We start from the raw sequence: 12,559 nt of genomic DNA, 5'->3' as shown, positions 1-12,559 counted from the left end.
AAGTCAAATATAAAATTTTTAATAACTCTTTTAAGACTTAATCCAATTCCATAGATTCATATTGGACATTTTTTGGCTTAATTGTTAATGGGCTCCCATCTTCATTATAAGCTTTCCCATTATAGAAAGCGCCAGGATTTTCTTTATATACCTTCCGAACGCTTTTGAATTTCTCTCTGGTGACTTTTAATATCTTTTTTTCATTTCTCAGATAGATGGGCTTAGGGCTTTTATCAATCCCTACAGCTATAAAACTATACTTCTTATCAATGTCTTCCACTTCTAAGATTAATCCAGGAAGGCCTCCGAATATATAAGGTCCGTTATATAATGGAATGTCTGGCGTATACCATGCAAAATAAGTTCTGCCAGCATAATTCACTCTGGCTTTTTTGCATTTGTATCCTAACAGGTCTTTTTCTCCTTTTTCCAAGTTCCAGTTTAATGCAGGCTGTTCACCATCATATTGGTAAGGGTATCTGAATCTGTCCTGTACAGTTAAAGAATCACCGTTTTTGAATATAACATTATTCCACAATACTTTTGTTTTGAAATATTCTCCTGCCTCTTTCTGTCCCAAAGTATTTTTATTGCGGTATACTTCATCTAATGAATCAATTCTGATCTTATTGTTATCAAAAAATTTAGAAACTTTATCATTTACTTCCAGTATACATATAATTTCTTTTTTACTGGAAGGCAAAAGGGCATTATCCAAAAAATCAACTTTATAGTATATATTGTAAAAGCTTTTACCATATTCAATAATCTCAAAGGGAGAAGGCTTGATTGAAAAATTGGGAGAAATAATTTTTTGACCATTTAAAGTAATGGTGAATAAAAAAAATAGTAATAAATTATATTTCATTTTTACTGATAGGTAAATAGGTAGCATACAGCTGCCTATTCAGGATTAATACATAATTTTAGGTATACTGGCCAACAAATGTACCCGAACATTGCTGGTCAGTAAAATACATAGCTGCATCATTAAGCTCATCCATGCTTGTATAATCATTAGCATCGAGATAAAAAACTTTCCACACCATGTAGAAACACCAATCCAAGCAATAGGTTTCAGCGCAGCTTTCGAATCTTTCTAAGAATCCTGTTTTGTATTCTCATCACTTTTAGATTCTACTGTTTGTGTTTTGTCTTTCGGTTTTTTGATTTCTGCGTTCTTTGCTTGACTTACCTTGCTACACAGATGATAGCAACAAATAATAATTTTTTGATAAAGTACATAATAAATCAGTGATTCAAAATTATATAAGAAAATTATTTTTTTCAAATATTTCATATTAAATAAATGACCTGTTTTTTTATGTTAAATCACTTTTATTAGATTTATATTTACTAAGATGAATCGATTGAATTTTTATAATAATAATTGATTACTGTTCATTAAGATTAAAATGCATTTGTTAAAATATGTTAAAGGAAATTACAGTTATTCATGTTGCTTATTTTGCTGCTTCAACCACTCCTCATGGCGCTTTCTGAACATTTCGTCTTTATGGTCCTGGTTCTGCTGGGCGGCATCAATGGAATGGGAAGCATGGATATCTTCGTCTTCTTCGGCAAAGTCTGCCAGCTTTTCATAATAGCAATGCAGCTGATCGAGCTCTTTTTCCGTCAGGTCTTCAATATCCACGATCCGGTTGCTTGCTTTTTCATTAGCGGCAATAAGCTCGTTCAGTTTGATCTGAATCGCTTTGGAATCTTTGTTCTGTACCTTCTGGATCAGGAAAACCATCAGAAAGGTAATGATGGTCGTTCCGGTATTGATGACCAGCTGCCAGTCTTCCGAGTATTTGAAAACAGGCCCTGAGGCAGCCCAGATAATAACGATTAAAGTAGCACTTATAAAGGCGTAAGAGCTTCCTGTAAATTTGGATGCCCAATCCGAAAATTTTTCGAAAATACTTTTGTCTGACTTAGTCATTTTCTTTTGATTTTAAACAAGGTAGGGATATCAAAAACTCCGCCGAAACGGCAGCGTTTTCTGGCCCAGATGATTTGGACTTATAATCAGTATTTAATAGCTTTATCCAGCTCAATCGGATTGTTGTTTTTCCTGATGCTTTTCTGCATCATATCCGACAGTTCCTTCATCTGTTCCGGCCTTTTGACTTCAATTCCCATCACCCAAAAATGGGCATTCGGATCGGTATTGTTCTTATATTGTTCCTTGAATTCACGGAGGGGATCATTGTAGTTGTCAAGCATCAGGTTCCGCAATTTCGCTTCGTTGATTTTTACGGGTTTCTGACCGCCGAGATTTTCAAGGATGCTAAAAGTTTCGTATGTTTTCTGCATCTTATAGCTTTTAACCAAGGAAAATTTAAAATTGTCCCGGTCATCATAAATTTCAAAAATCATCCCCGGCAATCCCCTGAACTTGTATGGCCCTTCGCTTAAAGCAATATCCTTTGTAAACCATGCCGTCCAGTTCCTGCCACCATAACGGGTCGTCGCTTTCTGTACTTTGTAGCTTCCGATGGTTTTGGTCTCATCAATAAGATTCCAGTTCATTTTATCATCAGTATCTACCACAAACATACTCTGGACCATTACGTAATTGGTATTTACCGTAGAATTTTTTTTTCGGATAAGCGCGGGCGTATCATCCCAGATCACACTGTTTTCACCTCTTGTTTTGTTGATGGAATCCGTAACAATAAAATCATAATTGTAAAATTTAATCTGGTCAGGATTTACATCAAGCGCCATACTGACCTTCCTTTTTTCGGTGGAAGAAGAATCTGTCCTAAAATGGTATTCGTAAATAAAACGATGCGTTTGTGCGGTAGCCGACAAGCCAAACAGAATCATCAGCAAAAGTATTTTTTTCATAGTAAAATTTTTTATAAAGGTACACATAAAACAGAACCTTGCAATACATAATACTAAATTAAATTTTATTTTTATATAAATGATAAGCCATGGATTATTTTTTAATTTCAGGATAGCGCACTGCCCGGTCAAGTTCAATAGGATTGTTGTATTTCCTGATCCGCTGCTGTTCTTCGATACCGTACTGCCGGAGTTCTTCGGGCTTGTAAATAACACGGCCGTCGTCCAGTCCCAGTTTATGGTCTTCATTAATTTCAGTCTGCCCGCTGTTGATAAATTTCAGCGGATCCGAGTAATAGCTTAACAGCATGGATCGGTATTTGGAATAAGGAATTTCAACGCCTCTCCCTTTTGCATTGATGTAAATACTGTTAAGTTGGGTATCGGTAAAATTCTGCGATTTGTTTAGGGTGAAATGGTAGTTTTTCTGATCGTCATAGATCTCCACGATCATTCCGGGCAATCCATGGAATTTATATGGGCCTTCCTGAAACGGGAAGTCTTTGGAAAACCAGGCCGTCCAGTTCCTTCCCCCGAATCTGGTGATCGCCTTCTGAAGCTGTAACGAAGAGAAAGTTTTGGTCTCCTTTTCTATTTTCCAGGAGATCTGGGGCGTATCCTTCAGCTGATAAATATCGAAACTCTGAATGCTGTATAAAACATATTGCCCGGTCTTAAGATTCCTGCTTAAAAGATCGCTGGGCTTGCCACTGAAGATCCTTCTTCCCGATGCTTTCTCAATAGAATCGCTAACAAAAAAGGGCCTTTCATAATAAAAGCTTTCTTCCGGATTGATATCCAGATAGTAGTTGGTTTTGCGTACCTCCGTTGATGCAGAATCCGGCCGGTATACCAGGTCATAAATAAAGCGGTGGGTCTGTGCATTTATTGAGATACTGATCAGGACCAGCAGCGGCAAGAATCTTTTCATGATAATAATTTTAACGAATATAAGATAAAATAAGACCGTACCAAAATCAGGTACGACCGATCGATTCCCAGTTAAAACAAAAATCCGCTCCTTTGCAGGAACGGATTTTTTATAATCGTTAGAAAGTGTAAGGATCACACTTTGATTTCAACGTCTACTCCTGAAGGAAGCTCTAATTTCATCAGGGCATCTACAGTTTTAGAAGAAGAAGAGTAGATATCCATCAGTCTTTTGTGAGCTGACAACTGGAACTGCTCTCTTGCTTTCTTGTTTACGTGAGGAGATCTCAACACGGTGAAGATTCTCTTATTCGTTGGCAATGGAATCGGTCCGTTTACCACAGCACCGGTAGCCTTTACCGTTTTTACGATTTTCTCTGCAGATTTATCTACCAGGTTGTAATCGTAAGATTTAAGTTTTATTCTGATTCTTTGTGACATTTCTTGTACTTTAAAAAATTAACCTTTTGCTTTAGCAATAATATCTTCAGCAACGTTTTGAGGGGTAGCCTGGTACTTCTCTAGCTCCATGGAAGAAGTTGCTCTTCCTGAGGAAAGGGTTCTTAGAGTCGTAACATATCCAAACATTTCAGAAAGTGGAACTGAACCTTTGATTACTACAGCACCGTTCTTTTCTTCCTGACCGCTGATGGTACCTCTTCTCTTGTTAAGGTCACCGATGATGTTACCCATATATTCTTCCGGAGTTACAACTTCCAGTTTCATAATAGGCTCCATAATTACCGGCTTGGCAGCACGTCCCGCTTCTTTGAATCCTAATTTAGCAGCCATTTCGAAAGAAAGGGCATCAGAATCCACCGCGTGGAAAGATCCGTCTTTAAGAATAACTTTAATTCCTTCAACTTCGAAACCAGCCAAAGGACCGTTTTTCATTGCAGCTTTAAAGCCTTTTTCAATAGCAGGAACAAATTCTCTAGGAACGTTACCCCCTTTGATCTCATTGATGAATTCCAGGCCGATTTTACCTTCTTCTGCAGGTCCAAGTTCAAATACGATATCAGCAAATTTACCTTTACCACCGGATTGTTTTTTGTAAACTTCTCTGTGCTGGGCAACTTTTGTTAAGTTTTCTTTGTACTCTACCTGAGGCTGTCCCTGGTTTACTTCAACCTTGAACTCTCTCTTCATACGGTCCACGATGATATCCAGGTGAAGCTCACCCATACCGGAGATGATCGTTTGTCCTGAAGCCTCGTCAGTTCTTACCGTGAACGTAGGATCTTCTTCAGCCAGTTTGGCTAAAGCGTTACCCATTTTATCCTGGTCAGCTTTCGTTTTAGGCTCAACCGCGATACCGATTACCGGATCCGGGAAAACCATCGATTCAAGAACGATCGGGTTTTTCTCGTCACACATCGTATCACCGGTTTTGATAGATTTGAAACCTACCGCAGCACCGATATCTCCTGCTTCAATATATTCTACAGGATTTTGCTTGTTCGCGTGCATCTGATAGATTCTGGAGATTCTTTCTTTATCACCTGAACGGGTGTTCAGGATATAAGAACCTGCATCCAGTCTTCCGGAGTAGGCTCTGAAGAATGCCAGTCTTCCCACGAACGGGTCGGTAGCAATCTTAAATGCCAAAGCGGAGAAAGGCTCATCTACAGATGGCTTTCTTGTGATTTCAGCGTCTGTTCTTGGGTCAGTACCTTTGATATCATCTTTATCCAATGGAGAAGGAAGGTATTTACATACGGCATCCAACATAAACTGCACTCCTTTGTTCTTGAATGAAGAACCACAAGTCATTGGGATAATAGATAAATCGATCGTCGCTTTTCTAAGCGCTTCATTGATTTCTTCTTCAGAGATAGAATCCGGATCTTCGAAGAATTTCTCCATCAAAGTCTCATCGTAGTCAGCTACTGCTTCTACCAGTTTCTCTCTGTATTCAAGTACTTCATCCTTCATGTCTTCAGGAATCGGCACTACTTCGAAAGTAGCTCCCTGTCCTGCTTCATCCCAGATGATCGCTCTGTTTTTAATTAAGTCTACAACCCCTTTGAAGTCTTCTTCAGCACCGATCGGCAAAACGATTGGAACGGCATTGGATCCTAACATTTCTTTTACTTGTCTTACAACGTTCAAGAAGTCAGCACCTTGTCTGTCCATTTTGTTTACGAATCCCATTCTTGCTACTTTGTAGTTGTCAGCAAGTCTCCAGTTTGTTTCAGACTGAGGCTCTACTCCGTCTACGGCAGAGAAAAGGAATACCAATCCGTCCAATACCCTTAGAGAACGGTTTACTTCTACAGTAAAGTCAACGTGTCCCGGGGTATCGATGATGTTGAAGTGGTAAGGTTTTGTTTCAGCAACAGGTTTTCCCTGATCTGTCGGGAAGTTCCAAGAACAAGTGGTAGCCGCAGAAGTAATGGTAATCCCTCTTTCTGCTTCCTGCTCCATCCAGTCCATGGTAGAAGCACCATCGTGAACTTCTCCAATCTTGTGGTTTACCCCTGTATAGAATAAAATTCTTTCTGTAGTGGTTGTTTTACCTGCATCAATGTGAGCAGCAATACCAATATTTCTTGTGTATTTAAGATCTCTACCCATTTCAGATTAGAATTTAAAGTGTGAGAAAGCTTTGTTTGCTTCCGCCATTTTGTGAGTATCGGATTTCTTTTTGAAAGCAGCACCTTCTTCTCTTGCAGCAGCTACTACTTCGTTAGCCAGTTTCAAAGCCATAGACTTATCGTTTCTCTTTTTAGAGTAAAGGATTAACCATTTCATGGCCATAGAAATCTTTCGGTCTGCTCTGATTGGCATAGGAATCTGGAAGTTGGCTCCACCTACTCTTCTGGAACGTACTTCTACGTGAGGCATTACGTTGGTAAGTGCATCTTTCCAGATTTCAAGGGCAGTCTTCTCAGTTTCTCCTTTTTTAGTTTCTACGATATCCAATGCATCATAGAAAATTTTGAATGCGATTGACTTTTTACCGTCAAGCATTAAGTTGTTTACAAATCTTGTTACCAATTGATCATTAAATTTCGGATCTGGTAACAACGGTCTTTTTTTCGCTTTTGTCTTTCTCATTGCTTCTGTACCTTATTTAATGATTATTTTTTCTTTCCTTTAGCTGGTGCAGCAGGTGCCTGACCTGGTTTAGGTCTCTTAGCTCCGTACTTAGATCTTCTCTGTGTTCTTCCATTTACACCTGCAGTGTCCAATGCACCTCTTACGATGTGGTAACGTACTCCCGGTAGGTCTTTCACCCTTCCGCCTCTCACCAATACTATCGAGTGCTCCTGAAGATTATGTCCTTCGCCCGGGATGTAGGCGTTGACTTCTTTCCCGTTAGAAAGTCTTACCCTTGCAACTTTTCTTAGTGCAGAGTTAGGTTTCTTAGGGGTGGTAGTATATACTCTCGTACATACCCCTCGTCTTTGTGGACAAGAATCAAGGGCAGCCGATTTGCTCTTCTTGGCAAGCGTGGCTCTTCCTTTTCTTACTAATTGTTGAATAGTAGGCATTTAATTGCTTTTTATTTTAAGGTGCAAAAATAATAATATTTTTTTAATTAACAAGCAGTTATGTAGAATAATATTTTTACGTGAAAATTAATTAACAGATACTTACAGTTCATCCATAAGGGTTACCTGAACATTCCGGTTCCATTTGAATTTCCGGATATTTTCCTGAAGCTCATGTCCGCTAGTATGATTAATGGAATAGATGGACACCTCGTCTCTTGAAACCGTAACGGGATTTTTTATTTTCAGAACGGCTGCTTTCTTCCAGTTTTTAGGGATATACGGTTGCAGCCAGGCATCATAGATGACGGCAATATCATAGTTCCTGTCGGCGGTATACCGGGTGAGGAAATATTCGAATTCTGCATCGGGCTTTCTTTTGTTTTCATTAAAAGGGATGGTTTCCACTGATGCCAGACCCGCCGTATCCAGAAGATGAATATCCGTAAAATAAGTAACGGCACCGATGTCATTGGCCACCACCTTCGATTCATTATAATAAGTATGCAGGAATTTCGCCGACTGGATTTGCTGTTCGTAGATATTCTTTCCGCCTTCAGATAACATCCGGTGCGCACTGAAAAATTTATAGAACATCAGGACCACATTCATCAGGATAAAAACAGAGAGCACTTTTTCTTTTTTCAGATAGGAACCGGGATCTTCGAGACATCCTTTTACTTCAGGAATGATGACCATGGAAAAACCGGTCAGCAGATAAGCCTCGTACCGGAACAGCCCCTTCAGATCCGCAAACATGGAATGGCAGATCATCACCAGGGAAATAACGATCAGCAGAAAATGATCCTGAACAACACGCTGAAAGTTTTTACCCTTAATGGCTCTGAATATCAAAACCAGACAGATCAGTACCGGAAAAAAACCGATCTTATAGAAACTTGTATTCAGCAGGAAGTTATCAAGGAAAATCTGTTTCAGCTGTTGCGGAAAGTGGCCGTCAAATGCCAGTTTTGTCCCTTTTACCATTACCGAATTGGGAAAAAGGTACCCATCCTGCTGATAGTTGATACAGCAGAAAGCGGCAATGGGGATAAAACCGGTCAGTAAAACAGAAGCTGCTTTCTTCCATTGTTTCAGCAATACAAAAACAAAAGCCAGCACGGCAAAATAAAACATGCTTTCGAAACGGACCATCCCCATCAGCAATAAAGACAGATAAAAGCCGGAAACAGCCCGTTTGTCTTCCGGTCGGGTAAGGCAGAAAATATTTAAAGCCAATAAAAAAACATGCAGCACATGCTCCATTCCGGATAAAACCTGCAGATGCAGTACGGAAATAAACAGTGTAAAGAGAACTGAAAGAACTACTGATCCAGGACTTTCGAATATCCTGCTGAAATAAAGGTTCAGAATATAAACCGTCCCTGCTCCGAAAATCAGATTCACATACAAAGGGATCTGGTCGTTGTTCCCGAAAATTTTAATTAAAAAACTTAAAAAGCCCGTAAATAAGGGCGAAGAGGAAGTTGATGAAAATTCATATCTTGTAACACCCCACATTTCATACAGGGCAAAATTTTTCGCCATTGCCAGATGGGTGTAGGCGTCATCTATAGGATACACGTAATGGCCATCCGTTTTTGAAACGGACATCATATAATAGATAACACAAACCGTAAAAAATACAGCAGATGAAATCCAAAGGCTTTTCAGCCCACTATCCGTACGATGCCTCATATTATATTTATTCTAAAGATTCCAAAGATAAGTATCATCAATCGTGCAACCATGCTTTCGGCACAATATTTACTTAATTTTGCTTTTATAAATAATAAACTGCTTACTCATATGAAAAACGCCAACATTATCGGTCTTCAGGAAAATGACTGTACAAAAATTGCAGAAAAATTAAATATTCTTTTAGCAAACTATTCTGTATTTTATCAGAATACGAGAGGTTCCCATTGGAACATCAAGGGAGATCAGTTTTTTACCCTTCACCCTAAATTTGAGGAACTGTACAACAGCCTTGTTTTAAAAATCGATGAAATCGCAGAAAGGATCCTTACGCTCGGTGCCACTCCGGCACATAATTATTCGGATTATCTGAAAGTAGCTACTATTCAGGAAAGCCAGGAAGTAAGCGATGGCACCAAAAGTGTTGAAAACATCCTGAATTCCTTTAAAGTCGTGATTGACCTTCAGAGAGAATTGCTGGACATCACCGACCGGGCAGGCGATGAAGGGACCAATTCCCAAATGAGCGACTACATTACCGAACAGGAGAAAGAAGTATGGATGTACAACTCGTATCTTGGAAAATAACCAAAAATTTTATCACGAAAAATCAAAAAAATCACCTTACATTTAGGTGATTTTATTTTTAATTACTAAATTTGCGTATAAATTACACAATTATGCACAACGTACGTTTGAACTCCATTCTGGATAACGATTTCTATAAAATAACCATGCAGAACGCCGTGGTGAAACTATTCCCGGGCTCTATTGTAAAATATGAATTCATCAACCGGGGAAAACACCAGTTTCCTCAAGGTTTTGATGCCGCCCTGCGGGAAGCCGTGAACAAAATGGCAGAGCTGAAACTGACGAAAGAGGAAAAGAGATTCATGGCCAGGACCTGCCCTTACATTGACCTTCCTTATCTGGATTTCCTCGAAGGCTATCATTACGATCCGTCCGAAGTGAAGATCCACCAGGAGGGCAGCGAACTTTCCGTAACCGTGGAAGGGCTCTGGTACCGCACCATCCTCTGGGAAGTTCCTTTGCTTGCACTCATCAGCGAACTGCATTATGAGATGAACCACATGGAAAGGGATTCCAACGAAATCGTGATGAGCAAAACCCTTGAAAAAGCAGATGCCCTGGCAGAGCTCGGTGTAAATTTTGCCGAGTTCGGAACCAGAAGGAGGCATTCCCATAAAGTTCAGAACCTGGTTATGGAAGCCCTGATGCAGAAAAAAGATTCTACTTTTATCGGGACCTCCAATGTACACTTCGCCATGAAATACGGCGTCAAGCCAATCGGTACCCACGCCCACGAATGGTTTATGTTCCACGCAGCGGAATACGGTTTCAAAATGGCCAATGAGCTGGCGCTCGAACATTGGGTAGACGTTTACCGCGGAGACCTCGGGGTTGCCCTTTCCGATACCTATACCACCGATGTTTTCTTCCAGCAGTTTGATAAAAAATTCGCCAAACTTTTCGACGGTGTCCGCCACGACAGCGGTGATCCGCTGGAATTTGCAGACAAGACCATTGCCCATTATCAGAAACACGGGATTAATCCTTTATTCAAATACATTATTTTTTCCGATGGCCTTAACTTGGAAAAAGTAGAAGAAATTACCAAGTATTGCAGTGGGAAAATCGGGATTTCTTTCGGCATCGGGACCAATCTTACCAATGACGTCGGCTTAAAACCAATGAATATCGTGATGAAGCTAATCGGTGTCCAGGCACCGAACAAAGAACTCATCCCTACCGTAAAGCTTTCCGACGAGCACGGAAAATACACCGGCGACCCAAAGATGATTGAACTGGCGAAAGAGTTTTTAAGGATAAAAGAGTAAACATTGAAAAAAATAATCTGTTTGTTTATTATCTGCAGCTTGCTGACGTCATGTGTCGCTGTAAGAGGGAAAAACGGTACCCCGGGAAAACCGGGAAGTTCAGGCGTAAGCAGCAATCGCAGCAAATAACTGCTAAAATAAAACAGGCGGTCTCTATTTTGAGGCAGCCTGTTATCATTTACGATTAATCAAGACAAATAAAAGGTCTGTTCGGCGGATAACAGCAGTACGGGTTGCTGCAGAAAATGTATCCCGGCTTGCTGCAGCCTCCATCTGTCGGCGCTTCACACGCAAGTGCTGCTCCTCCTAACACATTTTTTAATTCTTTTCTGTTTAATGATTTTAAATTTTTCATAATAATTTGTTTGATGATTTTCCTACTCTTTAAGATTTTCGGATGCCTCTGTTTAATTCCATTATTGGAGATTTAAATATACGCTTTATTTTAATACAGAAAAAAATAACCGTTTCCAAACGGCTCAAAGACTGTAGAAGCAAGATAATCAACAAAATAGATTCATTTTAAGATTATTTTGTTATCTTAGGTATTCATTTAACATCACATTACAAGACGGTAAAACAATAAACAAAACCATAAAAATGTATTTCTATGAAAAATTCAAACGTAGTTAAACTTTCAAGAGAAGATCTTAAAAATGTCTTCGGAGGAACTTTGTATCCGGCCTTGGAATGTTATTCCGACAGAGAATGTGCCCGGTATGGAGAGGCATTGATCTTATGTCCTGACGGCACTTCCTCAATGACCAATTATATATGCATGGGAGGAACATGCATGATGAACACAGGAATCTGCCCGTCACCGGAAATTGGAGTTCCTACAATAATACAACCTTAGTTAAAAAATGAAGTGAGTCTGCCGGCTCACTTTTTTTGATTTTTAAAATCGCCTAAACATTCACAGAAGCTTTTTTCTTATATTTATCCAAATAAAAACCACCATGAAAACCATCGAAGAAGTTCTTAAAAGATTAGATGAGATCATTAACTGGGCTAAGGAGAACCAGAGTCCCGCCGGCTACTTTGCCTGCACCTACCGGATCATGACCGCGCAGGTCCTCAAAGGGATTCAGCAGAAAAAATTTGAGGACAATCCGAGGATGACTTTACTGGATATCGCCTTTGCCACCCGCTACCTAGAAGCCTGGAATTCTTATTCAAAAGGCGAAAGATGCACCAATGCCTGGTACATTGCTTTCGAAGCGGCCAAAAACAAAAACCTGCTGATCCTCCAGCATATTTTTCTGGGGATGAACGCCCATATCAATCTCGATCTGGGGATTTCCGCCGCCTCCATTATGCCCAACCGGAAAATCGCTCCCCTGAAAAAAGATTTTGAAAACATCAACAGCGTTATCGCTTCCATCAACCAGAAAGTACAGGACTCCCTGAACCGGATCTGTTATCCCGTAGAACTGATTGACAAAATCTCCAATGGAAAAGACAACACCGTATTGGATTTTGCCATCTCCAGGGCCAGGGAAACTTCATGGGCCACCGCCGTAATGGCATCCAACACCCCTAACTTCATGAAAGAGTCAGTGATCGGAATTGTGGATTACGCTGCCGCAAAAGTAGCTGCACAGATTACCAACCCCAACCTCCTGACTCCCGCATTGCTAAAAGAATTAAAGAAGTGCGAGAGCAGTGACGTAAGAAAAAATATAGAAATTCTGGCCGCTACAAAAAATATTTAGCTAA

General features: G+C 39.9%; 13 protein-coding genes. 4 read left to right on the top strand and 9 right to left on the bottom strand.

What is annotated here, in order from left to right:
• Window positions 1-37 precede the first annotated feature (37 nt).
• The 9 genes from CHA01nite_RS03875 to CHA01nite_RS03835 form a co-directional block, all read right to left on the bottom strand.
• Complete coding sequence (locus CHA01nite_RS03875; RefSeq protein ID WP_170234681.1) at window positions 38-868, bottom strand: GLPGLI family protein; 831 nt, start codon at window positions 866-868, stop codon at window positions 38-40.
• A gap of 582 nt (window positions 869-1,450) precedes the next feature.
• Window positions 1,451-1,945: a low affinity iron permease family protein gene (locus CHA01nite_RS03870; RefSeq protein ID WP_146939909.1), complete on the bottom strand. Its 495-nt coding sequence runs from the start codon at window positions 1,943-1,945 to the stop codon at window positions 1,451-1,453.
• A gap of 86 nt (window positions 1,946-2,031) precedes the next feature.
• The gene (locus CHA01nite_RS03865; protein ID WP_146939908.1) at window positions 2,032-2,856 is read right to left on the bottom strand and encodes a GLPGLI family protein; all 825 of its coding nucleotides are present in this window, start codon (window positions 2,854-2,856) and stop codon (window positions 2,032-2,034) included.
• A gap of 94 nt (window positions 2,857-2,950) precedes the next feature.
• Window positions 2,951-3,787 (bottom strand): GLPGLI family protein, encoded by an 837-nt coding sequence (locus CHA01nite_RS03860; protein ID WP_146939907.1) that lies wholly within the window; start codon window positions 3,785-3,787, stop codon window positions 2,951-2,953.
• A gap of 134 nt (window positions 3,788-3,921) precedes the next feature.
• Entirely contained in the window at window positions 3,922-4,227 is a 306-nt protein-coding gene (rpsJ, locus tag CHA01nite_RS03855) for a 30S ribosomal protein S10 (RefSeq protein WP_002661363.1), read from the bottom strand.
• An 18-nt stretch (window positions 4,228-4,245) separates the two neighbouring features.
• Window positions 4,246-6,363 carry an elongation factor G gene (fusA, locus tag CHA01nite_RS03850; RefSeq protein WP_146939906.1) on the bottom strand — a complete coding sequence of 706 codons (2,118 nt, stop codon included), beginning with the start codon at window positions 6,361-6,363 and terminating at the stop codon, window positions 4,246-4,248.
• A 6-nt stretch (window positions 6,364-6,369) separates the two neighbouring features.
• A complete protein-coding gene (gene rpsG, locus CHA01nite_RS03845) occupies window positions 6,370-6,846 on the bottom strand; it encodes a 30S ribosomal protein S7 (protein ID WP_146939905.1) in 477 nt (158 codons plus the stop codon).
• A 23-nt stretch (window positions 6,847-6,869) separates the two neighbouring features.
• Complete coding sequence (rpsL, locus tag CHA01nite_RS03840) at window positions 6,870-7,283, bottom strand: 30S ribosomal protein S12 (protein ID WP_027381287.1); 414 nt, start codon at window positions 7,281-7,283, stop codon at window positions 6,870-6,872.
• A 102-nt stretch (window positions 7,284-7,385) separates the two neighbouring features.
• A complete protein-coding gene (locus CHA01nite_RS03835; RefSeq protein WP_146939904.1) occupies window positions 7,386-8,981 on the bottom strand; it encodes a DUF8728 domain-containing protein in 1,596 nt (531 codons plus the stop codon).
• A 111-nt stretch (window positions 8,982-9,092) separates the two neighbouring features.
• On the opposite strand from CHA01nite_RS03835, the gene CHA01nite_RS03830 reads away from it, so the two are divergent.
• The 4 genes from CHA01nite_RS03830 to CHA01nite_RS03815 all read left to right on the top strand — a co-directional run bounded on the left by CHA01nite_RS03830 (window position 9,093) and on the right by CHA01nite_RS03815 (window position 12,555).
• Window positions 9,093-9,569 (top strand): Dps family protein, encoded by a 477-nt coding sequence (locus CHA01nite_RS03830; protein ID WP_146939903.1) that lies wholly within the window; start codon window positions 9,093-9,095, stop codon window positions 9,567-9,569.
• A gap of 92 nt (window positions 9,570-9,661) precedes the next feature.
• Window positions 9,662-10,840 carry a nicotinate phosphoribosyltransferase gene (pncB, locus tag CHA01nite_RS03825; RefSeq protein ID WP_146939902.1) on the top strand — a complete coding sequence of 393 codons (1,179 nt, stop codon included), beginning with the start codon at window positions 9,662-9,664 and terminating at the stop codon, window positions 10,838-10,840.
• 610 nt (window positions 10,841-11,450) lie between these two features.
• Entirely contained in the window at window positions 11,451-11,696 is a 246-nt protein-coding gene (locus tag CHA01nite_RS03820) for a hypothetical protein (protein WP_146939901.1), read from the top strand.
• 103 nt (window positions 11,697-11,799) lie between these two features.
• Window positions 11,800-12,555 carry a DUF5995 family protein gene (locus tag CHA01nite_RS03815; RefSeq protein WP_146939900.1) on the top strand — a complete coding sequence of 252 codons (756 nt, stop codon included), beginning with the start codon at window positions 11,800-11,802 and terminating at the stop codon, window positions 12,553-12,555.
• Window positions 12,556-12,559 lie beyond the last annotated feature (4 nt).

It is taken from the genome of Chryseobacterium hagamense (assembly GCF_007991455.1).
Taxonomy (GTDB): domain Bacteria; phylum Bacteroidota; class Bacteroidia; order Flavobacteriales; family Weeksellaceae; genus Chryseobacterium; species Chryseobacterium hagamense.
Note: the sequence above shows the minus strand (reverse complement) of the source record. Positions and strands in the feature narration are given on the sequence as shown.

Coding starts and splice junctions, on each gene's coding strand:
- rpsG (WP_146939905.1), bottom strand. CDS start 6,846: ATGAGAAAGACAAAAGCGAAAAAAAGACCGTTGTTACCAGATCCGAAA.
- fusA (WP_146939906.1), bottom strand. CDS start 6,363: ATGGGTAGAGATCTTAAATACACAAGAAATATTGGTATTGCTGCTCAC.
- CHA01nite_RS03835 (WP_146939904.1), bottom strand. CDS start 8,981: ATGAGGCATCGTACGGATAGTGGGCTGAAAAGCCTTTGGATTTCATCT.
- pncB (WP_146939902.1), top strand. CDS start 9,662: ATGCACAACGTACGTTTGAACTCCATTCTGGATAACGATTTCTATAAA.
- CHA01nite_RS03820 (WP_146939901.1), top strand. CDS start 11,451: ATGAAAAATTCAAACGTAGTTAAACTTTCAAGAGAAGATCTTAAAAAT.
- CHA01nite_RS03870 (WP_146939909.1), bottom strand. CDS start 1,945: ATGACTAAGTCAGACAAAAGTATTTTCGAAAAATTTTCGGATTGGGCA.
- rpsL (WP_027381287.1), bottom strand. CDS start 7,283: ATGCCTACTATTCAACAATTAGTAAGAAAAGGAAGAGCCACGCTTGCC.
- CHA01nite_RS03815 (WP_146939900.1), top strand. CDS start 11,800: ATGAAAACCATCGAAGAAGTTCTTAAAAGATTAGATGAGATCATTAAC.
- rpsJ (WP_002661363.1), bottom strand. CDS start 4,227: ATGTCACAAAGAATCAGAATAAAACTTAAATCTTACGATTACAACCTG.
- CHA01nite_RS03865 (WP_146939908.1), bottom strand. CDS start 2,856: ATGAAAAAAATACTTTTGCTGATGATTCTGTTTGGCTTGTCGGCTACC.
- CHA01nite_RS03830 (WP_146939903.1), top strand. CDS start 9,093: ATGAAAAACGCCAACATTATCGGTCTTCAGGAAAATGACTGTACAAAA.
- CHA01nite_RS03875 (WP_170234681.1), bottom strand. CDS start 868: ATGAAATATAATTTATTACTATTTTTTTTATTCACCATTACTTTAAAT.
- CHA01nite_RS03860 (WP_146939907.1), bottom strand. CDS start 3,787: ATGAAAAGATTCTTGCCGCTGCTGGTCCTGATCAGTATCTCAATAAAT.